The organism is Pseudomonas farris (assembly GCF_019145235.1).
GTDB classification, from domain to species: Bacteria; Pseudomonadota; Gammaproteobacteria; order Pseudomonadales; family Pseudomonadaceae; genus Aquipseudomonas; species Aquipseudomonas farris.
This window is the reverse complement of the sequence record NZ_JAHSTV010000008.1, coordinates 16,209-40,941: the sequence shown is the minus strand read 5'-3', so window position 1 is coordinate 40,941 and position 24,733 is coordinate 16,209. Positions and strand designations below refer to the sequence as shown.

Below are 24,733 nucleotides of genomic sequence, written 5' to 3'. Positions count from 1 at the left end.
GCGTCCTACCCGATAGCGCTCATCGCCTGTCAGTCGGTGGCAGGCTTTTGTAGGACTTGTTCGCTGAGCTTGTCGGCCAGGCGCACGAAGGCAGCCAGATCGAGCTGTTCGGGGCGCAGGCTGCCATCGACGCCGGCGGCTTCGATTTCGGCGTTGCTCAGCAGCAGTTTGAGAGTGTTGCGCAATGTTTTGCGGCGCTGGTTGAAGGCTTCGCGCACGACGCGCTCCAGCAGTTTGTGATCTTTGGCTGGATGCGGGAGTACCGCGTGAGGCACCAGACGCACGATGGCCGAATCGACTTTCGGCGGCGGATTGAATGCGCCCGGGCCAACGTTGAACAGATGTTCGACCCGGCAGTGGTACTGAACCATGATCGACAGGCGACCCCAGTCACCGCCACCAGGCCCCGCCGCCAGACGCTCGACCACTTCCTTTTGCAGCATGAAGTGCATGTCACGAATCAGGCTGGAGTTGTGCAGCAGATGAAAAATCAGCGGCGTAGAGATGTTGTACGGCAGGTTGCCGACCACTCGCAGGCTGTTCGGCGCGGCGTTCAGACTGTTGAAGTCGAACTTCAGCGCGTCGCCCTGATGCAGGTGGAAATTGCTCTTGCTGGCGAACTGCTGATTGAGGATCGGGATCAGGTCTTTGTCCAGCTCCACCACGTCCAGTTGGGCGCCGCTGTTGAGCAGGCCTTCGGTCAATGCCCCCTGGCCCGGGCCGATTTCCAGCAGACGGTCTTCGGGTTTGGCATGAATGGAACGCAGGATACGGTCGATAACGCCGGCATCGTGCAGGAAGTTCTGGCCGAAGCGCTTGCGCGCCCGGTGTTGGTAATGCTCGGTCATAAACGGGTCTCGGCCATCTGGTAGGCGGTTTCCAGGGCGACTTGCAGGCTGCCGGTGTCGATTTTGCCGCTACCGGCCAGGTCCAGGGCGGTGCCGTGGTCGACCGATGTGCGGATGATCGGCAAGCCGAGGGTCACGTTGACTGCCGCGCCGAAGCCTTTGTATTTCAGCACGGGCAGGCCCTGGTCGTGGTACATCGCCAGCACCGCGTCGCAGTGCTCCAGATATTTGGGGGTAAACAGAGTGTCGGCGGGCAGGGGGCCGCGAAGGTCCATGCCCTCGCCGCGCAGGCGCTCTAATGTAGGTTCGATGATGTCGATTTCTTCATGGCCCAGGTGACCGCCTTCACCGGCGTGCGGGTTAAGCCCGCAAACCAGGATGCGTGGCTGGGCGATGCCGAATTTTTCTTGCAGGTCGGCGTACAGGATCCGCGTGACCCGCTCCAGGCGCTCCGGTGTGATTGCATCGGCAATCTCGCGAAGGGGCAGGTGAGTGGTGACCAATGCCACGCGCAAGCCGCGGGTGGCGAGCATCATTACCACTTGCGCGGTATGAGTCAGGTCAGCGAGAAACTCCGTGTGCCCGGAAAAGGCGATTCCGGATTCATTGATCACGCCCTTGTGCACAGGGGCGGTGATCATGCCGGCGAAATGCCCGTCCAGGCAGCCCTGGCCAGCACGCGTCAGGGTTTCCAGAACGAAAGCCGCATTGGCTTTGTCCAGATGCCCGGCGGTGACCTTGGCGTTAAGTGGCGTATCCCACACATACAGGCTGTTGGCCGGGGCTGGAATATCTGGCCAGCTGTCTGGCGTTACCGCCAGCAGATCGACAACCACGCCCAGTTGCGCGGCCCGCTCGATGAGCAGGTCGCGGCTGGTAATGGCAATCAGAGGGTGTGGCTGGGCTTGCGAGGCGAGCAGCAGGCACAGGTCAGGACCTATGCCGGCTGGTTCGCCGGGGGTCAACGCGAAACGCTTGGGTTTCACTGCGTTGCCTGGTCTGCACCAGGGAGCTTGATTTCTACATACGCTTCGTCACGGATCTGACGCAACCAGGTTTGCAGCTCTTCGTCGTATTTGCGGTTGCGCAGTACGGTCATCGCTTGCTGCTCACGGGCCTGGGTGGTGCTGTCGGTGGCGCGGCGGCCAAGGACTTCCAGAACGTGCCAGCCATATTGAGTCTGGAACGGCTTGGACAGCTGACCTTGTGGGGTCTTGGCCATCACTTCGCGGAATTCAGGCACCAGTGCATTCGGGTCGATCCAGTTCAGGTCGCCACCGTTGAGGGCGGAACCCGGGTCTTCCGAGAAGCTTTTCGCCAGCTCACCGAAATCTTCGCCCGCTTCGATACGGGAGTAGAGCGATTGAGCCAGTGCTTTGGTTTTTTCTTCGTCGCGGATCGGGCTTGGTTTGACCAGGATGTGACGCACGTGCACTTCGTCACGCACCTGGGCTTCGCCGCCACGCTTGTCGAGGATCTTCAGGATGATGAAGCCGCCCGGTGTACGCATTGGCTGGGTCACGTCACCCACTGCCATGGTGCCCAGCAGGCGATCGAACGGAGGTGGCAGTTGAGCGGCTTTACGCCAGCCCATGTCGCCGCCTTCCAGCGCGGTTTCGCTGGCGGATTTGGCGATTGCCAACTGACCGAAGTCAGCGCCTTGCTTGAGCTGCTGGTAAACCGCGTCGGCTTGTTTGGCTGCATTCTGAATCGCGTCGGAGTTAGCGCTTTCCGGCGTAGGAATCAGGATGTTGGCCAGACGGAACTCTTCGGACAACTGCATCTTGCCCAGGTCGGACGCCAGGAAGTTCTTGACTTCCTGCTCGGACACCTGGATGCGTTCGGCTACACGGCGCTGACGTACACGGCTGATGACCATTTCGCGGCGGATCTGGTCACGGGCGTCGTCATAAGACAGGCCGTCGCGAGCCAGGGCGGCGCGGAATTGTTCGATCGACATGTTATTGCGCTGGGCAATGGTGCCGACAGCCTGGTTCAGTTCTTCATCGGTAATGCGGATGCCGGAACGCTCGCCGATCTGCAGTTGCAGGTTTTCGACGATCAGACGCTCGAGCACCTGCTGATCCAGCACGCCTGCAGGCGGTACGGCAGCACCGCGTTTGGCGATGGTTTGCTGAACTTCGTGAACACGCTGGTCCAGTTGGCTCTGCATGACCACGTCGTTGTCGACGATGGCCACCACTTTATCGATGGACTGTACCGCAGCGTTGGCCGCGGTACCCAGGAACAGCGCGCCCAGCATCAGCGGGCGCAGACAATCAGAAAGCTTGGTCTTCACGTTCACGATAACCTTGGATGCCTTTGTCGAGGAAGCTCTCTACCTTGGCGCCGGTGAGGCCGCCGAGTCCCTTCAGAACAATTTGGAGGAAGATGCCGTGGTCGCCTTTTTCGTTTTCCGGGGCGTTCTGACTGAACTCGTCATAGCTGACCCAGTAACGGTTGATCAGGCGCAATTTCCAGCAGCAGTTGTCGTATTCGAAACCACCGAAAGCTTCCAGAGTACGGTTGCGGTTGTAGTCATACTGCCAGCGGCTGATAGCGTTCCACTGCGGCACGATCGGCCAGATCACCGAGAAGTCGTGCTGCTCGATCTTGTAGTAGTCTTTCACGTAGCCAGGAGTGCCCGGGGTACCGTAGTCACCGCCGCCTACCGACCATTTGCCGGTGTTCTGGTCATAACGAACCTGGTCATTGCGATAGCGATAACCGGCGTTGATGACCTTGTTCGGGTTGTCTTCAGGCTGGTAGTGGAACATCGCGCTGCCCGAGCGTGGGCTGCGGCTGTCCGGGTCCCAGTTGTAGTCAGCGGTGGTGCGCCAATCGCGGTTCCAGCGGTATTCGTATTCCAGTGCATACGGCGAGACGTTGGCTTGAGCATCGTCACGGGTTTTCGCATCGATACCTGGCAGCTGGACTTCGCGGTCCTTGAAGTACAAGGCCTGGCCGACGCTGATGCGTTGACGTTCGAAGCCGTTGTCTTCGATCCAGCGGTTGGTCACGCCCAACGACAGCTTGTTCTCGTCGCCGACACGGTCAGCGCCGGAGAAGCGGTTGTCACGGAACAGCGAGGCGTAGTTGAAGGTGGATTCGCTGGTGTCAAAGATTGGAATGTCTTCCTGATCCGTCTCTGGGACGTAGAGGTAGAACAAACGCGGTTCGAGGGTTTGGCGATAGTTCTTGCCGAACCATTGAGTATTGCGATCGAAGTAGAGACCGCTGTCGATACTGGCGATTGGTACGCCACGGTTTTGATTGCTGCTGAACGTGCCATTGATACGGTCTGACTCTGCATCCTGCAAGGCGATGTCGCTTTTACCTTTGCCGTCCAGATCCAGCTGGTACTGGGTGTACTGATACTTGAGCGATGGCTTCAAGAACCCATAGGTCCAGTTCAGCGGCAGACTGACACCCGGCTTGAGATTCAAACGGTCGCCGGTAGCGCGAGCCAGGCCGGTCACGTTGTTATCAAGTCGCGGTTCGACGGTGCCATCTTCGTTTACGAAGTTGCCATTTTTCAAATCACGGTCGAAGCGGACGATTTCAGTCTCATAGTCGAAATCAAGACCGTTCGGGTGATAGGGCAGCGCGCCATTGAAGGTGATCTGCGGCAAACGATCATAAGGCGTGATGTTCGAAACGGTCGCCAGCTGATAAGCCTGGGCATTCAAACGAGCGGTATAGCTGTCGCCACGATAGGTGACAACACCTTGCTGATTCACGAAATCGGCACTTTTTACACCAATCTGATCAGTCTGCAGATCCTGGAAGTAATACGGATCACTGATTTTGGTGTAATCGACCTGAGTCATTACGCGCGAGTCCAGACCACCCTTATGCTGCCAGTTGTACATGTAGCGGGTTTTTTCGTAGTCGGACTGATTGCTACGCTCGGTTTCTTCGTCATTGAGGTACGCGGCGCCAAACTGACCTTCGCTGGACTTGGTCAGGTAGCGGAATTCGCCTTCCATCAACAGGCCGCGCTTGGCCATGTAGCGCGGGTACAACGTGGCGTCATAATTCGGTGCCAGGTTGAAGTAGTACGGCGTCACCAGCATGAAGCCGGTATCGCTGGCGGTGCCGATGCTCGGCGGCAGGAAGCCGGACTGGCGACGGTCGTCGATCGGGAAATAAATGTACGGCGTGTACAGAACCGGAATGTCCTTGACCCGCAGCGTCACGTTGGTCGCAGTACCGAAACCGGTCGCCGGGTTCAAGGTGATGTTGTTGCCCTTGAGCTGCCAGGCGTTGCTGTTCGGTTCGCACGTGGTGTACGTACCGTCCTTGAGACGGATGATCGCGTTCTCGGCACGTTTGGCGTACAGCGCGTTACCGCGGATACGCGATTTGTGCATCACGTATTCGGCGTTGTCGATCTTGGCTTCACCGGTGTCGAGCTGCACGTCGGCGTGGTCGCCGACGATCAGTGCGCCATTGTCGCGAATGCGCACGTTGCCGCTCAGTTCGCCACGGCTTTCGGCCTGGTACAGGTTCGCTTCGTCGGCTTCGGCCTGCATGCTGCCCTGACGCAAGACCACGTCACCGGCCAGGGTAGCGATCTGCTCATCCTGCTTATAGCGAGAGGCTTTGGCGCCAAGAAAGGTCGGAGCGTCACTTTTATTCGTCTTGTCATTCATGCCAGGACGAATCGGTTCGATATAGGAACCAGAGCAGTAAGGACCGGTTTCGGCCAATTGCGCTGCAGTGAGCTTCTCGCGCGGAACCCAGTCGAGGTGGCTGTAGTCTTCACTACGCGACTTCAGTCCGCGGCCCTTGGACTCGGTGACCAGTACGGGTTTGGCGCCGGTGTCTGCGGTGTCTGCCGGGGCTTCGCCAGTGGCGGAAACTGCGCTGCCGTCATGGACGGGGCGTGGCGGCAATGCAGCAGCCGGTGCCTTTGGCGCACAGTCCCAGGCACCCGAAGCAGAGACTGAGCAGTCATACTGTTCCGCGGCGACCACGAACGAAGTGGCTAGAGGTTGCAGGGCCAGCAGACTGCCGGTGACCAACAACGGAAATTTTTTACGAAACGCGGGGGATTTCAATGCCATCTTATTAGTCCGGGCTTCCTGCGTGCCATCTGCCCGCGGTGTGGGCCGCACGCCTCTCGATGGTCTGAAAAAGATGCTGGATAATAAAGCATGACCCGCTTGACGGCTAGCGCCGTCGGAGACCCTTGCAATGCCTGACCAAGATGTACGCTTGCAACACCTGAAAGTTTGGCTCGATGAACAGTTGGCTATCCTCTTTGCAGAACAAGGTTGGGGCGCGGTGCCCCCGGCCACGTTGACTGCGGCCAGTAGCGACGCGAGTTTTCGGCGCTATTTCCGCTGGGAAGGCGCAGGCAGAAGTTTCGTCGTAATGGACGCGCCGCCGCCCCAGGAAAACTGCAAACCTTTCGTGGATATCGCTTTTCTGCTGGCGAAATCCGGAATAAACGTGCCGAAAATTTATGCCGAAGACCTTGAACGTGGTTTTCTTTTGCTCAATGACCTGGGCAACAAGACTTACCTGGACGTGATCGACAGCGAAAACGCCGACGATTTGTTCAAGGATGCCCTGCAAGCGCTGCTGGCTTTCCAGCAGTTGCCGATGGTGGCGCCGCTGCCAAGTTATGACGTGGCACTGCTGCGTCGTGAGCTGGAACTGTTCCCCGAGTGGTACGTGAAACGCGAACTGGGTATCGAATTCGACTCGACGCAGCAAACGCTTTGGCAGCAGGCCAGTGACTTGCTGATCGACAGCGCTCTGGCTCAGCCCAAAGTCCTGGTGCATCGCGACTACATGCCTCGCAACCTGATGCTCAGCGAGCCGAATCCCGGCGTGCTGGATTTCCAGGACGCGGTATACGGCCCGGTGACTTATGACGTGACCTGCCTGTTCAAGGATGCGTTCCTCAGCTGGCCTGAAGAGCGTGTGCGTGGCTGGCTGGAAGATTACTGGCAGCAAGCCGGTGCGCTCGACATCCCGGTGCAGCCTGACTTCGAAGATTTCCTGCGCGCCAGCGACCTGATGGGCGTGCAACGGCACCTGAAAGTCATCGGCATTTTCGCCCGCATCTGCCATCGCGATGGCAAGCCGCGCTACCTCGGCGATGTGCCGCGCTTCTTTGCTTATATAGACGCGGTCATCGCCCGTCGCCCTGAACTGGCGGAGCTGGGTGAATTGCTGGCCAGTCTGCGTGCTGGAGCGACGGCATGAAGGCAATGATTCTGGCCGCGGGTAAAGGCGAGCGCATGCGTCCGCTGACCCTGACCACGCCAAAACCGCTGGTTCGCGCCGACGGAGTGCCCCTGATCGAATATCACCTGCGAGCGTTGGCGGCGGCGGGGTTTACCGAGATCGTGATCAACCATGCCTGGCTCGGTCAGCAGATCGAGGATTACCTGGGCGATGGCTCGCGGTATGGCGTGAGCATTCAGTACTCGGCGGAAGGTGAGCCGCTGGAGACCGGTGGCGGTATTTTCCGTGCGTTGCCGTTGTTGGGTGACGAGGCCTTTGTGGTGGTCAACGGTGACATCTGGACCGATTACGACTTCAGCGTGTTGCACCAGCCCATCGCCGGGCTTGCTCATTTGGTGTTGGCGGACAATCCGGTGCATCACCCGAGTGGAGATTTCACCCTGGTCGATGGCCATGTACAGGACGGTCGGCCGGATACTTCAACCCTGACCTACAGCGGCATCGCTGTGCTGCACCCGCAGCTGTTTGACGGTTGCTCGGCCGGTGCCTTCAAGCTTGCGCCGCTGCTGCGCAAAGCGATGGCTGACGGGCAAGTGACCGGCGAACACCTGAACGGGCATTGGGTGGATGTCGGCACCCACGAGCGCCTGGCTGAAGTAGAAACCCTGATAGAAGCGAGACGCTGACATGTTGTGGCCAGGGACTCTGATTGGAGCCGGAGCGGGCTTTGCCATAGCCAGCATTCCGGGGGCCATGCTCGGTGCTTTGTTGGGACAGGCGCTGGACCGGCGCTTGCACCTGCAGAGCTGGGCGCATTTATGGGAAAAATTTGGTGGTCGCTCGGTGCTGCGCAACGATGAGCTGCTGTTCGTGTTGCTGGGCCGATTGGCCAAGAGCGATGGGCGGGTAGTGGATGGGCACATTCAGCAGGCGCGGCAGGAAATGCGTGCTCTGGAGATGACCGAATCGGCACAACGTCGCGCGATTGCGGCGTTCAATCGTGGTAAGTCGGGACATGACCGGTTGCGCGGTTATCTGCGACGCCTGAGTGCTCAACCCCATGCGGCGGAAGGTGTGTTGCGTGCCTGTTGGCGGATGGTCTGGGCCGATGGCCGCGCCGGTAGCAGTGAGCGCGAGCTGATTGCCCAGTGGGGCAAATGGCTGGGCTGGACGCGGCAACAGGTGCAGGCCTTGGCGACTGACTATGAGCCGCAGAAACGCCCATCGGTCAGCAGCGCTGTAACTTACCAAGATGCCTTGCGGCTATTGGGCGTGTCGGCGACCAGTGAGCCGGCGCAAATCAAGCGCGCCTATCGACGCCTGCTCAGTCGTCATCACCCCGACAAGATTGCTGGCAGCGGTGCAACGGCTTTGCAGGTTCGCGAGGCTACGGACAAGACTCGTGAATTGCATACTGCCTACACGTTGATTCGTGAGCGGCGGGATTTTCGTTAGCAGGGCAGAGTTGTGTTGACAGTGCTATCGCCTTCGCGAGCAAGCCCGCTCCCACATTTGATCGGCGTTGCCTGCCTGAACGCGATCTAATGTGGGAGCGGGCTTGCTCGCGAAGGGCGCGCCGCCGATCTATCAGTCTGCCGCGTTCTGCGGATTCAACCAACCCCGCACCCGCCGAACCAACTGCTCTTGCTCGGCCTTGGCATTCCCCGGCAGCGCCTTGAGCGAAACCTGACTGAACCCCGACGTTTTCAAGCGCTTGCTGGCCTGCAAACGTTCCAGCGCCGCGTTACGATCCCCCGGCTTATCCATATAGAAGATATCTGCGGTAGGCAGCTTCAAGGTAGGTGTGAGCTCAGCCAGCCCCGGCATCGCTGTAACAGGCGTCTGAGCGGCGACCATCACCAACTTCTCGACTTGCGATGGCTGCTTCTCGCTCAGATAACGCGCGGCCCAGTAAGCGCCGGTACCATGGCCCAACACGACGATGCTGCGAGCGCTTTGCTGTTCGGCGTAGGCGATGGCTGCATCGATACGGGCGAAGATTCGCTCCGCGTCTGCTTTGGCCTGTTCTTCGGTGGTTTCGACGATAGCCTTGTCGGCCACATCCGCTTCGCCGCCGGCCGCCTGTTCGATGGGCGCCGGGGTCGTGGCTTCTTTGCTGCCGGCATCAGGCGCTTTGGGTGTTGGCGCCACTTCGACGATACGTGGCGCAATGGCATCGCTTTGCAGGTCCGGCAAGGTGATACTCAGGCTGCTCCACTCGACGTCCGGCAACTTGCGCCGCAATGGGCTGATCGCTTGCGGCCAGTCAATGGTTTCGCCGGCGCCCGGGATGATAATCACCGCGCCTTTGGGTTCGGTGGTATTGGCCGGTTTCCACAAGGCGAGAAAGTTGTCGGTGCCGGCTTGCAGTTGTTGCTGTTCCTGCGCAGGGATTTTTCGCTCAAGTGCTGCCGCTTCTTCCTGACTACGCTCAAGCAGAGGCTGACGTTCGACCGGTTTTTCTTCTGCGGGTTTTTCCGCAGCGGCAGGTGCCGGGTCGGCCGCCTCGACGGAAAACGCGCAAGGCAGGATCAACGACAGGCACAATGCTGGCAGTGCCAGGCGGTAGACAGGGGGCATCGGATATTCCAGGCCAGAAGTTAATCCGGCAGCCTAATGGGTTGGTCAGTATTTGTCAGTGTGTGAGACTTCGATGATGCATTTTCGCTGCCTGTGGGTTATCGGCTGTTTGTGGCTTCCCTTGATGGGCTGGGCGGCGCCCGCGCCACCAGCGCACGTCGTGCACCTGTCGCCAGCGCAACAGCAATGGCTGGCGCAGCATGGCGAGTTGCGGGTCGGGGTGGTGTTGCAAACACCTTATGCCCAATACGATCGCCGCTTGCAGCGCCTGTCCGGGGTTAATGTCGAGCTGATGAAGTGGCTGGCCAAAGCGCTCAAGATCGAGTTGAGCTGGCGCAATTATCCTGATCTTGCACAACTGGAAGCCGCGGCGCGTGAAGGCGACATCGATATCGCACCGGGGCTGACGCAAACCCCCGCAGGTTTGCGGTTCTGGCAATTTTCCGACCCTTACATGCGGGTGCCGCAACTGGTGGTCAGCGACCAGAAGAGCACCGGTGCAGTAGAGCTGGAAAAGCTCGACAGTCAGACCCGCGTCGCCGTGCGCATGCCCAGCGCCACCGCCGATTATTTGCGCAGTAACTATCCCCATCTGAACCTGCAAGGCGTGCCCCTGGAGCGCCAGGCGCTGCAATTGTTGTTGAGTCAGCAGGCCGGTTACGCGGTGGTCGATGAAGCGCAGTTCGGACGTCTGTCTGTCGAGCCTGAGTTCTCCGGGCTGGTCGTGGTGGGCGATATAGGCTTCCCGCAACTGCTGCGAGTGGCCACGCGTCGGGACTGGCCGGAGTTGGCCGGTATCGTCGAAAACGCGCTGCGGGCGATTCCGGCCAAGGACCTGGAGCAACTGCACAATCAATGGCTGCAACCCAAGTATCCGCGGCTGTCCGAGTCGCCGGGTTTCTGGCAAAACCTCAGCCTGCTCTTGGTGATGTTGTTGCTGAGCAGCATGGCCATTGTGTTTTGGCAACGTCGTCAGCAACACAGTCTGGAGCAACGCTTGCTGGCGGCGCGCGAAGACATTGCCCTGCGCGAGGCCAGCGAAGAGGCCTTGCGCCTCACGCAGTTTTCCATCGATCAGAGCACTGTCGGCATCCTCTGGGTCAACTGGGACAGCCATGTGCGTTACGCCAACCGGGCGGCCGAAACCATGCTCGGCTATCCGGCGGGCGGGATCATTGATCGGCCCTTGATCGACTTCGAACCCGGTTTGCACATGGACCGCTGGCTGAACCTGTGGAAACGCGCTCGGGCCAGTGAAGAAGGGCCGCAAAGTTTCGAAACTAATTGCGTGCGAGCGGATGGCAGTATTTTGCCGGCGGATGTTTCGTTGAGCTTCTTGCGTTTTCGCGAAGGCGAATACCTGGTGGTTTACCTCAATGATGTCACCGAGCGTCGTCGCGCCCTGGCCGCGTTGCAGGAAAGCGAGGCGCGGCTGCAAGGGATCGCCGCCAACGTCCCCGGCCTGGTCTTTCGTCTGGAGCGCGCGCCGGTGACAGGGCAGATCGACTTTGCCTACATCAGCGAAGGCAGCGAGAGCCTGGTGGGGTATTCGCCGGCCACGTTGGCCCATCGGGACAAAGGCCTGCGCAGCCTGGTGCATCCGGATGACAAGGCCAGTTATCACCAGACTCAGGACCATGCACTGGACACCGACAGCGACTGGTCGTGGCAGGGACGGATTCTGACCCGTCAGGGCGAGCAGCGCTGGGCCGAGATCAAAGCCATCACTCGCCGCCTCGAAGACGGCGCCTATGTCTGGGACGGGATCGTCTGGGACATCACCGAGAGCAAGCGCATCGAACTGGAACTGGCCAGCTCTCGCGAGCAATTGCGTGAGTTGTCCGCCCACCTGGAGAGCGTGCGGGAAGAGGAAAAGGCCCGCATCGCCCGGGAAGTTCACGACGAGCTGGGTCAGATGTTGACCGTGCTGAAGCTGGAAACGTCCATGTGCGAATTGGCCTACGCCCAGCTTGATCCGGGCCTGCACGAGCGCTTGAACAGCATGAAGCGTTTGATCGCTCAGCTGTTTCAACTGGTGCGCGATGTGGCCACGGCGCTACGGCCGCCGATTCTGGATGCCGGGATTGCCTCGGCTATCGAATGGCAGGCGCGGCGGTTCGAAGCGCGCACGCAGATTCCGTGCCTGGTGCAGGTGCCGGATAACTTGCCGATGCTCAGCGATGCCAAGGCCATCGGGCTATTCCGGATCCTTCAGGAAGCGCTGACCAATGTCATGCGCCACGCCCAGGCGCATACTGTTGAACTGACGCTGACCCTTGAGGGCAATGAACTCTGTCTGACTGTCAGCGATGATGGCGTAGGATTTGTCGCCGCCACTGGCAGGCCGACATCCTTCGGTGTGGTCGGCATGCGTGAGCGGGTGTTGATCATGGGCGGGCAGTTATCGCTTGAGAGTGAGCCGGGGGAGGGCACGACCCTGAGTGTGCGAGTGCCGCTGGATGAAGCCTGATGGTTTTAAGTTGTTTGGACTGGCGCCTTCGCGAGCAAGCCCGCTCCCACAGGGGAGAACGCATTCCAAATGTGGGAGCGGGCTTGCTCGCGAATGATCTTGGCTCTGACATAAGAAGAATGGAGAAGAACGTGATCCGTGTACTGGTAGCCGAAGACCACACCATCGTTCGCGAAGGCATCAAGCAGTTGATCGGCCTGGCCAAGGACTTGCTGGTGGTAGGGGAGGCGAGCAATGGCGAGCAGCTGCTCGAGACCTTGCGCCATGTTCCCTGCGAAGTGGTGTTGCTGGATATCTCCATGCCCGGGGTCAACGGCCTGGAAGCGATCCCGCGGATTCGCGCGCTGAACAATCCCCCGGCGATTCTGGTGTTGTCGATGCACGACGAAGCGCAAATGGCCGCACGAGCGTTAAAGGTTGGCGCCGCAGGCTATGCGACCAAGGACAGCGATCCGGCATTGCTGCTGACGGCAATCCGCAAAGTCGCGGCGGGCGGGCGATACATCGACCCGGACCTGGCCGACCGGATGGTCTTCGAAGTCGGCCTGACGGATTCGCGCCCGTTGCACTCGTTGCTGTCGGAGCGTGAGTTCTCGGTATTCGAACGCCTGGCCCAAGGCGCCAACGTCAACGACATCGCCCAACAACTGGCCCTGAGCAGCAAAACCATCAGCACCCACAAGGCGCGGCTGATGCAGAAACTCAACATCACCTCCCTGGCCGAACTGGTGAAGTACGCGATGGAACACAAACTCCTCTGACACACCCAATCCCACTGATTCACTGCAATCCAATGTGGGAGCGGGCTTGCTCGCGAAGGCGGGCTACCTGTCGATACATGCGTTGAATGACACACCGCCTTCGCGAGCAAGCCCGCTCCCACAGGGAATCTCCTTTGAACATCCAATCGTGGGCATATCCAATAACGACACCCTTTACGCATAGCTTTTTGCCTGTTTTTGTGGCTTACAGCTCACCGCCTGTCGCGATCCCGAATCGACATATCCATCCCCGCCATCCTTGTAGGGCAATCCCTACCCCCAATCTTCCATCCGGCTGAGGCGATTCTCTCCTGCGCCCCGATTTGCGCCGCTCCCAGCGTCCACTAGGCTTAGTCCACAGCAGTCATCAATAACAAAGGTGTGGGTATGAGCCAGGTTGATTCAAGCGCAGGGGCCAGCGATATTCTGGTCAGCTTTCGTGGAGTGCAAAAGAGCTACGACGGCGAGAACCTGATCGTCAAAGACCTCAACCTGGATATTCGCAAAGGCGAATTCCTCACCTTGCTCGGGCCGTCCGGCTCCGGCAAGACCACCAGTCTGATGATGCTCGCCGGTTTCGAAACGCCGACCGCCGGCGAAATCCAACTGGCCGGGCGTTCCATCAACAACGTGCCGCCGCATAAACGCGACATTGGCATGGTGTTCCAGAACTACGCGTTGTTCCCGCACATGACGGTTGCCGAGAATCTGGCGTTCCCGCTGACCGTGCGCGGCTTGAACAAGAGCGATGTCAGTGACCGGGTCAAGCGTGTGTTGAGCATGGTTCAGCTCGACACCTTCGCCCAGCGGTATCCGGCGCAACTGTCCGGTGGCCAGCAGCAGCGTGTGGCCTTGGCCCGTGCGTTGGTGTTCGAACCGCAACTGGTGCTGATGGACGAACCTCTCGGCGCGCTGGACAAACAACTGCGTGAACACATGCAGATGGAAATCAAACACCTGCACCAGCGCCTCGGTGTGACCGTGGTCTACGTGACCCACGACCAGGGCGAAGCCCTGACCATGTCCGACCGGGTGGCGGTTTTCCATCAAGGTGAAATCCAGCAGATCGCGCCACCGCGCTCCCTCTATGAAGAGCCGAAAAACACCTTCGTCGCCAACTTCATCGGCGAGAACAACCGCCTCAACGGCCGCTTGCACAGCCATACCGGCGATCGTTGTGTGGTCGAGCTCGGTCGCGGCGAAAAAGTCGAAGCGCTCGCAGTCAATGTCGGCAAGACCGGCGAACCCGTCACGCTGTCGATTCGCCCGGAGCGCGTGAGCCTCAATGGTTCGAGCGAGTCCTGCGTCAACCGCTTCTCAGGGAGGGTGGCGGAATTCATCTATCTGGGCGACCACGTCCGGGTTCGCCTGGAAGTCTGCGGCAAGACCGACTTTTTTGTGAAACAACCGATTGCCGAGCTCGATCCCGCGCTCGCCGTCGGCGATGTGGTACCGCTTGGCTGGCAGGTCGAACACGTTCGCGCGCTCGACCCACTTTTAGAGGCGCATTGATCGCCCCCCTGCTTCACCAACACCAACCCTGCACGTGGAGAGAACAATAAATGTTGAGATCCCTGAAATTCACCGCCCTGGTCGTAGGCATGATGGGTGCGGCACACGCGATGGCGGCGGGCCCGGACCTGACTGTGGTGTCCTTTGGCGGGGCGAACAAGGCGGCGCAGGCCAAAGCCTTTTACGCACCGTGGGAAGCGGCGGGCAACGGCAAGATCGTTGCTGGCGAATACAACGGTGAGATGGCCAAGGTCAAAGCCATGGTCGACACCAAGAGCGTGTCCTGGGACCTGGTGGAAGTTGAATCGCCAGAACTGTCCCGTGGTTGCGACGAAGACATGTTCGAGCAACTCGATCCTGCGCTGTTCGGCAAGACCGAAGACTACGTCAAAGGCGCTATCCAGCCGTGCGGCGTGGGCTTCTTCGTGTGGTCGACCGTGCTGGCCTACAACGCCGACAAACTGAAAACCGCTCCGACCAGCTGGGTGGATTTCTGGGACACCAAGAAATTCCCGGGCAAACGCGGCCTGCGTAAAGGCGCCAAGTACACCCTGGAATTCGCCTTGATGGCCGATGGTGTTGCACCGAAAGACGTCTACAAAGTGTTGGCCGGCAAAGATGGTCAGGACCGTGCGTTCAAGAAACTTGATGAGCTCAAGCCAAGCATTCAGTGGTGGGAAGCCGGCGCGCAACCGCCGCAATACCTCGCCTCCGGTGACGTGGTCATGAGCTCGGCCTACAACGGCCGGATCGCGGCGGTACAGAAAGAAAGCAACCTGAAAGTGGTGTGGAACGGCGGTATCTACGACTTCGACGCATGGGCGATTCCAAAAGGCCTGGATAAAACCCGTGCCGAAGCGGCGAAGAAATTCATCGCGTTCTCGGTGCAACCGCAGCAACAGAAGACCTATTCGGAAAACATCGCTTACGGCCCGGCCAACACCCAAGCCGTGCCATTGCTGTCCAAGGATGTTCTGAAGGATATGCCGACCACCCCGGAAAACATCGCCAACCAGGTGCAGATCGACGTCAGCTTCTGGGCTGACAACGGCGAGCAACTGGAGCAGCGCTTCAATTCCTGGGCTGCCAAGTAACCACGCCACACGGGACGACGGTTGACCGGATGATCGTTCCCACGCTCTGCGTGGGAATGCCGCCCGGGACGCTCCGCGTCCCTGTGACGCAGAGCGTCACTGGATGCGTTCCCACGCAGAGTGTGGGAACGATCAGCACCAAAAGTTCGAGGCGGCGTTTGCCACCTTTGCAATGATCAAAGATTTCCGGAGTACGCCATGGCTATCGCCGTTCCCGTGAACGCGGGCACTGACCCCACCTTGAAGCAGCGGCTCAAGCACGCCGAGCGGATCAACCGCTGGAAAGCACAAGCCTTGATCGCGCCGTTGGTGCTGTTTCTGTTGTTGGTGTTTTTGGTGCCGATCGTGGCGCTGCTCTACAAAAGCGTCGGTAACCCGGAAGTGGTCGGCGCCATGCCGCGCACCGTGGCTGCCATCGCCAGTTGGGATGGCCGAGGCCTGCCGGCAGAGCCTGTGTACAAGGCCGCCAGCGAAGACCTCGCCGAAGCCCGCAAGAATCAGACCTTGGGTGACTTGTCCAAGCGCTTGAACATGGAGTTGGCCGGCTACCGCAGCCTGCTGACCAAAACCGCACGCGCCTTGCCGTTCGCCACGGAGCCGGCTTCTTATAAAGAAGCGCTGGAAGCGCTGGACGAGCGTTGGGGCGACCCGGCCTATTGGCAGGTCGTGCGTCGCAACACCAGTAACATCACGTCTTATTACCTGCTGGCCGCCGTCGACCACCGTATCGACGACCTCGGCGAAGTGGCCCCGGCCACCCCCGATCAGGCGATCTACCTCGATATCTTCGCCCGGACCTTCTGGATGGGCCTGATCATCACCGTGATTTGCCTGGTGCTGGCCTATCCGTTGGCCTACCTGCTGGCGAACCTGCCATCGCGGCAAAGCAACCTGTTGATGATTCTGGTGCTGTTGCCGTTCTGGACCTCGATTCTGGTGCGAGTCGCCGCGTGGATCGTGTTGCTGCAATCGGGCGGCTTGATCAACAGCGGTCTGATGGCCATGGGCATCATCGATAAACCGCTGGAGCTGGTATTCAACCGCACCGGGGTTTACATCTCGATGGTGCACATCCTGCTGCCGTTCATGATTCTGCCGATCTACAGCGTGATGAAAGGCATCTCGCCGACTTACATGCGCGCAGCGATTTCCCTCGGCTGCCATCCGTTCGCCAGTTTCTGGCGGGTGTATTTCCCGCAGACCTATGCCGGTGTCGGCGCCGGTTGCCTGTTGGTGTTTATCCTCGCCATCGGCTACTACATCACCCCGGCGTTGCTGGGCAGCCCGAACGATCAGATGGTCAGTTATTTCGTCGCCTTCTACACCAACACCAGCATCAACTGGGGCATGGCGACCGCTCTCGGTGGGCTATTGCTGCTGGCGACTGTGGTGCTTTATCTGATTTACAGCTGGCTGGTGGGCGCCAGTCGCCTGCGCCTGAGCTAAGGGGAGAATGAAATGCTGAGTCCTTATATGTCGCCCATCGAACGGGTGTGGTTCTACAGCTTGCGCATTCTCTGCGGGCTGATCCTGTTGTTCCTGATCCTGCCGGTGCTGGTGATCATTCCGCTGTCGTTCAACTCGGGGAGTTTTCTGGTCTATCCGCTGCAAGGCTTCTCGCTGCACTGGTACCAGGACTTCTTTGCCTCGGCGGAATGGATGCGTTCGTTGAAGAACAGCATGATCGTGGCCCCGGCCGCGACGGTGCTGGCGATGATCTTCGGCACGCTGGCGGCAATCGGCCTGACCCGGGGTGATTTCCCGGGCAAACCGCTGGTGATGGCGCTGGTGATTTCGCCGATGGTGGTGCCGGTAGTGATCATTGGTGTGGCCAGTTACCTGACTTTTGCCCCGCTGGGGTTTGGCAATAGCTACATCTCGCTGATCGTCGTGCACGCCGTATTGGGTGTGCCGTTTGTGATCATCACGGTGTCGGCGACCTTGCAGGGGTTTAACCAGAACCTGGTACGGGCCGCTGCAAGTCTGGGGGCTTCGCCGTTGACCGCGTTTCGTCGAGTGACATTGCCGTTGATTGCGCCGGGCGTGATTTCCGGTGCGCTGTTTGCCTTCGCCACCTCGTTCGACGAAGTGGTGGTGACGCTGTTCCTTGCCGGTCCGGAACAAGCGACCTTGCCTCGGCAGATGTTCAGCGGCATCCGTGAAAACCTCAGCCCGACGATCGCCGCTGCCGCGACGCTGCTGATTGCGTTCTCGGTGATCCTGTTGCTGACGCTGGAGTGGCTGCGCGGGCGCAGCGAAAAACTGCGCACCGCGCAGGTCTGAAATTACACACAGCTCAAAATGTGGGAGCGGGCTTGCTCGCGAAGGCGGCGGAACATTCGACATACACGTCGGCTGACACTCCGCTTTCGCGAGCAAGCCCGCTCCCACATTTGATTTGTATCGATCCCGCCATGCATGTTCGGTCATTTATGATCTGAATAGCAGACAAACCCCAATCCCCAGCTACTATTGTGCCCAGCTCCCCTATCTATAAGAGGCTGCGCACATGAGTCTTTCCTCTTTCAAAATCGCTCACAAACTGATCACCGGCGCAGGTGCCATCGAGCAACTGGCGGCTGAGCTCACACGCCTGGATGTCGACAACCCGCTGATCGTTACCGACGCCGCTCTGGTCAAGTCCGGCACGGTAGAGCTGGCGCTGGCGCAGCTGGGCGAGCGCAGTTACGAGATTTTCGACCGGGTGTTGCCGGACCCGGAAATCGCCATCGTCGAAGATTGCATGCGGGTTTACCGTGAAGGCGGGCATGACGGACTGATCGGCCTCGGTGGCGGCAGTGCCATCGACATCGCCAAGAGTGTTGCGGCCTATGCCGGTTACCACGGCGCCCTGGAGGATTTGTTCGGCGTCGATCAGGTGCCGCGCAAAGGCCCGCCGCTGATTGCCATCCCGACCACTGCCGGCACCGGTTCGGAAGTGACCAACGTGGCCATCCTCTCCGACAAGGTCGCGCAGCTGAAGAAGGGCATAGTCAGCGATTACCTGTTGCCGGATGTGGCGCTGGTCAGCCCGCAAATGACCCTGACCTGCCCGCGCAGTGTCACCGCTGCCAGTGGCGTCGATGCGCTGGTGCATGCCATCGAGTCCTACCTGTCGCTTAATGCCTCGCCAATTACCGATGCCCTGGCCATTGGCGCGATCAAGCTGATTACCAAGGCGCTGCCCAAGGCCTACGCCAATCCATCTCATCTGCAGGCCCGCGAAGACATGGCCACCGCCAGCCTGATGGCCGGCATGGCGTTCGGCAATGCCGGGGTCGGCGCGGTGCATGCGTTGGCGTATCCGTTGGGTGGGCGTTTCAACATCGCCCATGGCGTCAGCAATGCCTTGCTGCTGCCGTATGTCATGACCTGGAACAAGATGGCTTGCGTGGAGCGTATGCAGGATATTGCCGAGGCCATGGGGGTGAAGACTGCTCATCTGAGCGCGAACGAAGCGGCGGACAAAGCCGTGGAGGCGATGACCGAGCTGTGTGCCGCGGTGGAAATCCCGTTGGGCCTGCGCAGTTTCGGGGTGCCCGAGGACGCGATCCCGGCCATGGCCGCGGAAGCCGCCGGCATCGAGCGCCTGATGCGCAACAATCCGCGCAAGCTGAGTGCTGTCGATATCGAGAAGATCTACCGAGCGGCCTATTAGTACCCAATCATCGCAGCACGGTGCGCGCGTCAAAGCATGAGGTATACAATGCGCGCCATCGTGATTCTGCTCAAAAAAGGTGCGTCATGCAGCCCTTCGTCATTGCTCCGTCGATTCTCTCCGCCGACTTCGCCCGCCTGGGCGAGGAAGTGGACAACGTCCTGGCCGCCGGCGCCGACTTCGTGCACTTCGATGTCATGGACAATCACTACGTGCCAAACCTGACCATCGGCCCGATGGTCTGCGCCGCGCTGCGCAAGTACGGCGTGACCGCGCCGATCGACGCGCACCTGATGGTCAGCCCGGTGGACCGCATCGTCGGTGACTTCATCGAAGCCGGTGCGACCTACATTACCTTCCACCCGGAAGCCACGCAGCACGTCGACCGTTCCCTGCAATTGATCCGCGAAGGCGGCTGCAAGGCGGGCCTGGTGTTCAACCCGGCGACCCCGCTGGATGTGCTCAAGTACGTGATGGACAAGGTCGACATGGTCCTCCTGATGAGCGTCAACCCAGGCTTCGGCGGGCAGAAGTTCATTCCCGGCACTCTCGATAAGTTGCGTGAAGCGCGGGCGCTGATTGATGCCTCCGGTCGTGATATCCGCCTGGAAATCGACGGTGGGGTGAACGTGAACAACATTCGCGAAATCGCTGCTGCCGGCGCCGACACCTTCGTCGCCGGTTCGGCGATCTTTAATGCGCCGAACTACCAGGAAGTGATTGAAAAAATGCGCTCCGAACTGGCGCTGGCTCGTCCATGAGTGGTTTTGAGCAGCTGTTCCCCGGGCGTTTGCCGCGGCTGGTGATGTTCGATCTGGATGGCACGCTGGTCGATTCGGTCCCTGATCTCGCGGCGGCTGTGGATAACATGCTGCTCAAACTCGGGCGTCAACCTGCCGGTATCGAACCGGTGCGGGAGTGGGTTGGCAACGGGGTGCACATGCTGGTGCGCCGGGCCTTGGCTAATCACATCGACGCCGAGGGCGTCGATGAGGTCGAGGCCGAGCATGCCCTGGAATTGTTCAACGGCTTTTATGAGGACGGTCACGATCTGACGGTGGTTTACCCCGGCGTGCGTGACACCCTCAAGTGGCTGAATAAACAAGGCATCGAAATGGCGCTGATCACCAACAAGCCGGAGCGCTTTGTCGCGCCGCTGCTGGATCAGATGAAGATCGGCCGTTACTTCAAATGGATCATCGGTGGCGACACCCTGCCGAATAAGAAACCTGACCCGGCCGCGCTGTTTTTCGTGATGAAAATGGCCAACATTCCGGCGTCGCAATCGTTGTTCGTCGGCGACTCGCGCAGCGATGTGCTGGCGGCGAAAGCGGCGGGGGTCAAGTGCGTGGCCCTCAGTTACGGCTATAACCATGGTCGACCGATTGCCGAAGAATTGCCGGCGCTGGTGATCGATGATCTGCGCAAACTAATTCCCGGTTGCCTGGATCCGGCCGCTGAGATAACGTTGCCCGACGCTGTTCAATCCCCTCCTGGAAACGCCATCGTGGTGGTCACTCGCAAACTCTGGATGAAAGTCATCAAGGCCCTGGCCCGCTGGCGTTGGCGCGCCTGACTTGTTCCTGGCCGGCATACCGGCGCGTTTGCACACCTGACCGTTAGACCCTCAAGCCACGAGGCACCTCATGATCCGCGAAGAATTCCTGCGTTTGGCCGCTGCCGGCTACAACCGCATCCCGCTTGCCTGCGAAACCCTGGCCGACTTCGACACGCCATTGTCGATCTACCTGAAACTGGCCGACGAGCCGAACTCCTACCTGCTGGAGTCGGTGCAGGGCGGCGAAAAATGGGGCCGTTATTCGATCATTGGCCTGCCGTGCCGCACCGTGCTGCGGGTTCACGATCACCACGTCAGCGTGACCCACGACGGCGTAGAGATCGAAAGCCACGACGTTGAAGACCCCTTGGCCTTCGTCGAAGCTTTCAAGGCGCGCTACAACGTGCCGACCATCGCCGGTCTGCCGCGCTTCAATGGCGGTCTGGTGGGCTACTTCGGTTATGACTGCGTGCGCTACGTGGAGAAGCGTCTGGGCAAATGCCCGAACCCGGATCCACTGGGTGTACCGGACATTCTGCTGATGGTCTCCGATGCAGTGGTGGTGTTCGACAACCTCGCGGGCAAAATGCACGCGATCGTCCTGGCCGACCCGTCGCAGGAAGATGCCTTCGAGCAAGGTCAGGCGCGTCTGCAAACGCTGCTGGAACAACTCCGTCAGCCAATCACTCCGCGCCGTGGCCTGGATTTCAGCAAACAACAATCGGCTGATCCGGTGTTCCGCTCGAGCTTCACCCAAGACGATTACGAAAAAGCCGTCGACACCATCAAGGAATACATCCTGGCCGGTGACTGCATGCAGGTTGTGCCGTCCCAGCGTATGTCGATCGACTTCAAGGCTGCGCCTATCGACCTGTACCGGGCGTTGCGCTGCTTCAACCCGACGCCTTACATGTACTTCTTCAACTTCGGCGACTTCCACGTCGTTGGCAGTTCGCCGGAAGTACTGGTGCGGGTCGAAGACAACCTGATCACCGTGCGCCCGATTGCCGGCACCCGTCCGCGAGGCGCCAACGAAGAGGCTGATCTGGCGCTGGAAAAAGACCTGCTGTCGGACGACAAGGAAATCGCCGAGCACTTGATGCTGATCGATCTGGGCCGCAACGACACCGGTCGCGTTTCGGAGATCGGTTCGGTGAAACTCACCGAGAAGATGGTGATCGAGCGTTATTCCAACGTGATGCACATCGTGTCCAACGTTACCGGCCAATTGAAGGCCGGGCTGACGGCGATGGACGCACTGCGGGCGATCCTGCCGGCGGGCACCTTGTCTGGTGCGCCGAAGATTCGCGCGATGGAAATCATCGACGAGCTGGAACCGGTCAAGCGTGGCGTCTACGGCGGCGCGGTCGGTTACTTCGCCTGGAACGGCAACATGGACACCGCGATTGCGATCCGCACCGCGGTGATCAAGAACGGCGAACTGCACGTACAGGCGGGTGGCGGCATCGTTGCTGACTCGGTGCCGGCGCTGGAATGGGAAGAAACCCTGAACAAGCGCCGCGCCATGTTCCGCGCCGTGGCCCTGGCCGAGCAGACGCCAGACACCTGAGTTCATGCAATACCTGTGGGAGCGAGCCTGCTCGCGATGGGGCCAGCACAGCTGACATTGATGTTGCCTGACTCATCGCTATCGCGAGCAGGCTCGCTCCCACATGAATCTCACCACCTGAAAAAACGCGGCGCCTATGAGGGCGCCGCGTTTTTTTATTGCCTGCGGTTTAGAAATCCAACGTCACCCCAACGTTGATGCCCTGCTGGGTAAAGTCATCATCCTTGCGGAAAGAGTAACCACCACGCAATGCCAGGTCGGCGGTCAACTTGTGGCTGACCCCCAGGCTCACACGGTTCAAGTGGCTCTGCGGCGTATAACCTTCGAGCGTGAAGTCATTTACCGGCAGGCTGTTGAGGGCGATGTTTACCTTCTGAACGTCATCTTCGTACTCGCGCTCGTGGGCATATTCGCCAAATACTTGGGTCTGACGGGTGAAGTTGTATTTGCCCTGCAAGCCGACACCCAGGCGTTTTGAGTCTCGGGTCTGATCATCAAAAGTCAGTGCCGTGGAGCGGTTGCTGTTTTCCGAGTAGCCGTCGACTTCCACTTTGGCGTAATCGGCGCTGATGAACGGTGACAGGTGCCATTCGCTGCCCGCTTGGGCAATGTCGTAGCCAAGGCGAGTGCTGAACGCCCAGAGATAGCCATCGGTATCACCCTTTTCCGCGCCTTCGCTGACACCCAGGTCGAATTTGCGTTCGAGATTGTCGTAATCCAGCTTGCCACCGGTCAATGCGGCATCGGCCCACCAGCGATTCTCCTGGAACTGGGCGAAGGCGGTCGCCAGATAGCTATTGAGTTTGTAGTCCGAATCGTTGCTGCCTGCTTCCAGGTTCTGGCGATAGAAGCCTGCTGCCACACCGACGCGCCAAGCTTCATTAAGGCGATAGCTGCCGCCGATATTCAGGTTGTAGCCGCTGCCGTCGGCGCTGGCGCCGCTGTTTTGGCTATCGACATCCAGATGCTGACCACCGCCGGCAACAATCGCGCGCCATTGGCCGACGGCTTGCCAGTTTTCCCAGTCGGATTGCCACTGACTACGCAGTTCGTCCTGGTGCGCGCGCAAGGTGGCGTGGGCCATTTCCGGCAGTAATGTCAGCTCCCACGGCGCAGCCAGTAGGGAGTAGGCGTAGTCGGAAATCAGTTTTTGCCCGGCTTCAGTCGGATGGACCCCATCGTTGTAAATCAGCTTGCTGGGATCCGGCGTGGCACTGTTGATCCCATACGTAGGGTTTTCGGTGCAGCTGTTGCCGCTGAAACAGGTCGCCGTCAGGTTCTGGCCTGTAGCAAAACCGAATCGCGCCGGGTCGGCGAAGGTTTCCTGCAGCAGCAACGGAATGTTCAGCGGGATGATTTCGGCTTCGATCCCCGCGAGACGGGTGACCAGTTGCCGGTTGAAGGCAGAGCTCAGTAGTGAGGTAGGTGTCTGCTGGGGCGTGCCATTGATGGCGGGCGTCAAACCCAGGTCGGGCAGCAGCCATACCATGATGTACCGGGCGCCGGCAGCCTGCAAAACCTGGACGCTGTTAGCCAGTCGATCCGCAGCGGCATTCGCCTGAGCGCCACTTTGTACACGTCCCTGAAGAAAATCGTTACCACCCCCGGAAATGTAATACAGCGCATTCGGATCGGCGCTGAAGTTGTTTGTCGGCAGATAGCCCGAACGCGTGCGTTCACCCGTAGCGGATACGCTGGTGATTGAGGTGAGGATCTGGTCGGTGCGGTAACCTCCAACGGCCCAGTTATTGCCATCCGGCAGGCCCTGGGCCGCACGCGCCGCCGAAGTTGAAGCGGCCGTCTGGTCCGGTGAAAACCCGAGCCTTTCACCCAGCAGTTGGGTCGAGTTGGCGGAATAGATTTCGCCGCTGCCGTTCTGGTAAACCGGTCCGGTCCGGTTGGTGAAGCGCAGGGTCGAACCGGGAGGGCCGCCCGTGTCGGTAAACTGCCCGGCATCGTTGAGGCTATCGCCGAAGACGATGAAATTCGAATAAGGGTTGGGCGCCGCGATCGCCTGGGTGCAGGCCATAGCGAGCAAGCAGCCGGCAAGCGGTACAGCCAACGTCTGTCTGATCATGAGCAAGTCCGTTTGTTATTGTTGTAGTGAGCAAAACGATAGTGCCAAAAACTATAGAGCCTGTTGCCGTTCGGCGCGAACCCGTCGATTGTTTCACGCGCTTCGATCGCCCCATATTGCACGCTCTGCCCAGCTAAGTTACTGTGCCAAGACGTATAAATGAGACCTTCCCCGTGTTGATCGTCAGCAAACTTCTGGATCAAGTCATCAAGGCACACGCCCGTTGGCGTTGGCGCGCCTGAATCCTTCTGCCGGCCCGGCCGGACCTTTACCGCTTTGCCTTCTTTACCCGCAAGACAAACCGCTTTGCAGCGCGACTCCAGCGACTGACAAAGTGCAGGACGCTGCGGGTAAATCATTCGAAGGCTGTATTCAAAGTCAGTAAATTCAAGAGGTTCTTAACG

At 59.7% G+C, this 24,733-nt stretch carries 20 protein-coding genes; 13 read left to right on the top strand and 7 right to left on the bottom strand.

Features of this window, described 5'->3' with window-relative positions; translation table 11 throughout:
- Positions 1–29: 29 nt before the first annotated feature.
- Genes rsmA through KVG95_RS17675 form a run of 4 tightly spaced genes read right to left on the bottom strand, consistent with a single transcriptional unit; the run spans position 30 to position 5,917 of the window.
- Positions 30–848 carry a 16S rRNA (adenine(1518)-N(6)/adenine(1519)-N(6))-dimethyltransferase RsmA gene (gene rsmA / locus KVG95_RS17690; protein WP_217857356.1) on the bottom strand — a complete coding sequence of 273 codons (819 nt, stop codon included), beginning with the start codon at positions 846–848 and terminating at the stop codon, positions 30–32.
- Positions 845–1,834, bottom strand: a complete 990-nt coding sequence (gene pdxA / locus KVG95_RS17685; protein WP_217857355.1) for a 4-hydroxythreonine-4-phosphate dehydrogenase PdxA — start codon at positions 1,832–1,834, stop codon at positions 845–847. The genes rsmA and pdxA overlap by 4 nt, the downstream gene beginning before the upstream one ends.
- Complete coding sequence (gene surA / locus KVG95_RS17680; protein WP_217857354.1) at positions 1,831–3,147, bottom strand: peptidylprolyl isomerase SurA; 1,317 nt, start codon at positions 3,145–3,147, stop codon at positions 1,831–1,833. Before surA ends, pdxA begins: the two co-directional genes overlap by 4 nt.
- Entirely contained in the window at positions 3,128–5,917 is a 2,790-nt protein-coding gene (locus tag KVG95_RS17675; RefSeq protein WP_217857353.1) for an LPS-assembly protein LptD, read from the bottom strand. The genes surA and KVG95_RS17675 overlap by 20 nt, the downstream gene beginning before the upstream one ends.
- Before the next feature lie 130 nt (positions 5,918–6,047).
- Between KVG95_RS17675 and KVG95_RS17670 the strand changes: the two genes are divergently transcribed.
- From KVG95_RS17670 to KVG95_RS17660, 3 genes are read left to right on the top strand one after another with little or no spacing between them, the layout of a single operon-like run.
- Positions 6,048–7,067 carry an aminoglycoside phosphotransferase family protein gene (locus tag KVG95_RS17670; RefSeq protein ID WP_217857352.1) on the top strand — a complete coding sequence of 340 codons (1,020 nt, stop codon included), beginning with the start codon at positions 6,048–6,050 and terminating at the stop codon, positions 7,065–7,067.
- Positions 7,064–7,735 carry an N-acetylmuramate alpha-1-phosphate uridylyltransferase MurU gene (gene murU, locus KVG95_RS17665; RefSeq protein WP_217857351.1) on the top strand — a complete coding sequence of 224 codons (672 nt, stop codon included), beginning with the start codon at positions 7,064–7,066 and terminating at the stop codon, positions 7,733–7,735. The genes KVG95_RS17670 and murU overlap by 4 nt, the downstream gene beginning before the upstream one ends.
- Position 7,736: 1 nt before the next feature.
- On the top strand, positions 7,737–8,504 hold the full coding sequence (locus KVG95_RS17660) for a TerB family tellurite resistance protein (protein WP_217857350.1): 768 nt from the start codon (positions 7,737–7,739) through the stop codon (positions 8,502–8,504).
- Positions 8,505–8,636: 132 nt separating this feature from the next.
- Here KVG95_RS17660 and KVG95_RS17655 read toward each other — a convergent pair whose 3' ends face one another.
- Positions 8,637–9,629, bottom strand: coding sequence for an alpha/beta hydrolase family protein (locus KVG95_RS17655; RefSeq protein ID WP_217857349.1), 993 nt, complete (start codon positions 9,627–9,629; stop codon positions 8,637–8,639).
- Positions 9,630–9,702: 73 nt separating this feature from the next.
- Between KVG95_RS17655 and KVG95_RS17650 the strand changes: the two genes are divergently transcribed.
- The 10 genes from KVG95_RS17650 (at position 9,703) to trpE (ending at position 22,252) form a co-directional block, all read left to right on the top strand.
- Positions 9,703–12,099, top strand: a complete 2,397-nt coding sequence (locus KVG95_RS17650; protein WP_217857348.1) for a PAS domain-containing sensor histidine kinase — start codon at positions 9,703–9,705, stop codon at positions 12,097–12,099.
- A 131-nt stretch (positions 12,100–12,230) separates the two neighbouring features.
- Positions 12,231–12,860 (top strand): response regulator, encoded by a 630-nt coding sequence (locus KVG95_RS17645; protein ID WP_003210977.1) that lies wholly within the window; start codon positions 12,231–12,233, stop codon positions 12,858–12,860.
- A gap of 387 nt (positions 12,861–13,247) precedes the next feature.
- Positions 13,248–14,372: an ABC transporter ATP-binding protein gene (locus KVG95_RS17640; RefSeq protein ID WP_030130015.1), complete on the top strand. Its 1,125-nt coding sequence runs from the start codon at positions 13,248–13,250 to the stop codon at positions 14,370–14,372.
- A gap of 50 nt (positions 14,373–14,422) precedes the next feature.
- A complete protein-coding gene (locus tag KVG95_RS17635; RefSeq protein ID WP_052967170.1) occupies positions 14,423–15,466 on the top strand; it encodes an ABC transporter substrate-binding protein in 1,044 nt (347 codons plus the stop codon).
- Positions 15,467–15,664: 198 nt separating this feature from the next.
- Entirely contained in the window at positions 15,665–16,912 is a 1,248-nt protein-coding gene (locus KVG95_RS17630; protein WP_217857347.1) for an ABC transporter permease, read from the top strand.
- Between the two features lie 12 nt (positions 16,913–16,924).
- On the top strand, positions 16,925–17,749 hold the full coding sequence (locus KVG95_RS17625) for an ABC transporter permease (RefSeq protein ID WP_095052684.1): 825 nt from the start codon (positions 16,925–16,927) through the stop codon (positions 17,747–17,749).
- A 226-nt stretch (positions 17,750–17,975) separates the two neighbouring features.
- Positions 17,976–19,124, top strand: coding sequence for an iron-containing alcohol dehydrogenase (locus tag KVG95_RS17620; protein ID WP_217857346.1), 1,149 nt, complete (start codon positions 17,976–17,978; stop codon positions 19,122–19,124).
- 86 nt (positions 19,125–19,210) lie between these two features.
- Positions 19,211–19,885 carry a ribulose-phosphate 3-epimerase gene (gene rpe, locus KVG95_RS17615; RefSeq protein WP_052967174.1) on the top strand — a complete coding sequence of 225 codons (675 nt, stop codon included), beginning with the start codon at positions 19,211–19,213 and terminating at the stop codon, positions 19,883–19,885.
- Complete coding sequence (locus KVG95_RS17610) at positions 19,882–20,700, top strand: phosphoglycolate phosphatase (protein WP_038981273.1); 819 nt, start codon at positions 19,882–19,884, stop codon at positions 20,698–20,700. The genes rpe and KVG95_RS17610 overlap by 4 nt, the downstream gene beginning before the upstream one ends.
- A gap of 70 nt (positions 20,701–20,770) precedes the next feature.
- Positions 20,771–22,252: an anthranilate synthase component I gene (trpE, locus tag KVG95_RS17605; RefSeq protein ID WP_217857345.1), complete on the top strand. Its 1,482-nt coding sequence runs from the start codon at positions 20,771–20,773 to the stop codon at positions 22,250–22,252.
- A 169-nt stretch (positions 22,253–22,421) separates the two neighbouring features.
- Here the strand turns inward: trpE and estP are convergent, their stop codons facing one another.
- Complete coding sequence (gene estP / locus KVG95_RS17600; protein WP_217857344.1) at positions 22,422–24,329, bottom strand: esterase EstP; 1,908 nt, start codon at positions 24,327–24,329, stop codon at positions 22,422–22,424.
- Positions 24,326–24,688, bottom strand: a complete 363-nt coding sequence (locus tag KVG95_RS17595) for a hypothetical protein (RefSeq protein WP_217857343.1) — start codon at positions 24,686–24,688, stop codon at positions 24,326–24,328. The genes estP and KVG95_RS17595 overlap by 4 nt, the downstream gene beginning before the upstream one ends.
- Positions 24,689–24,733 lie beyond the last annotated feature (45 nt).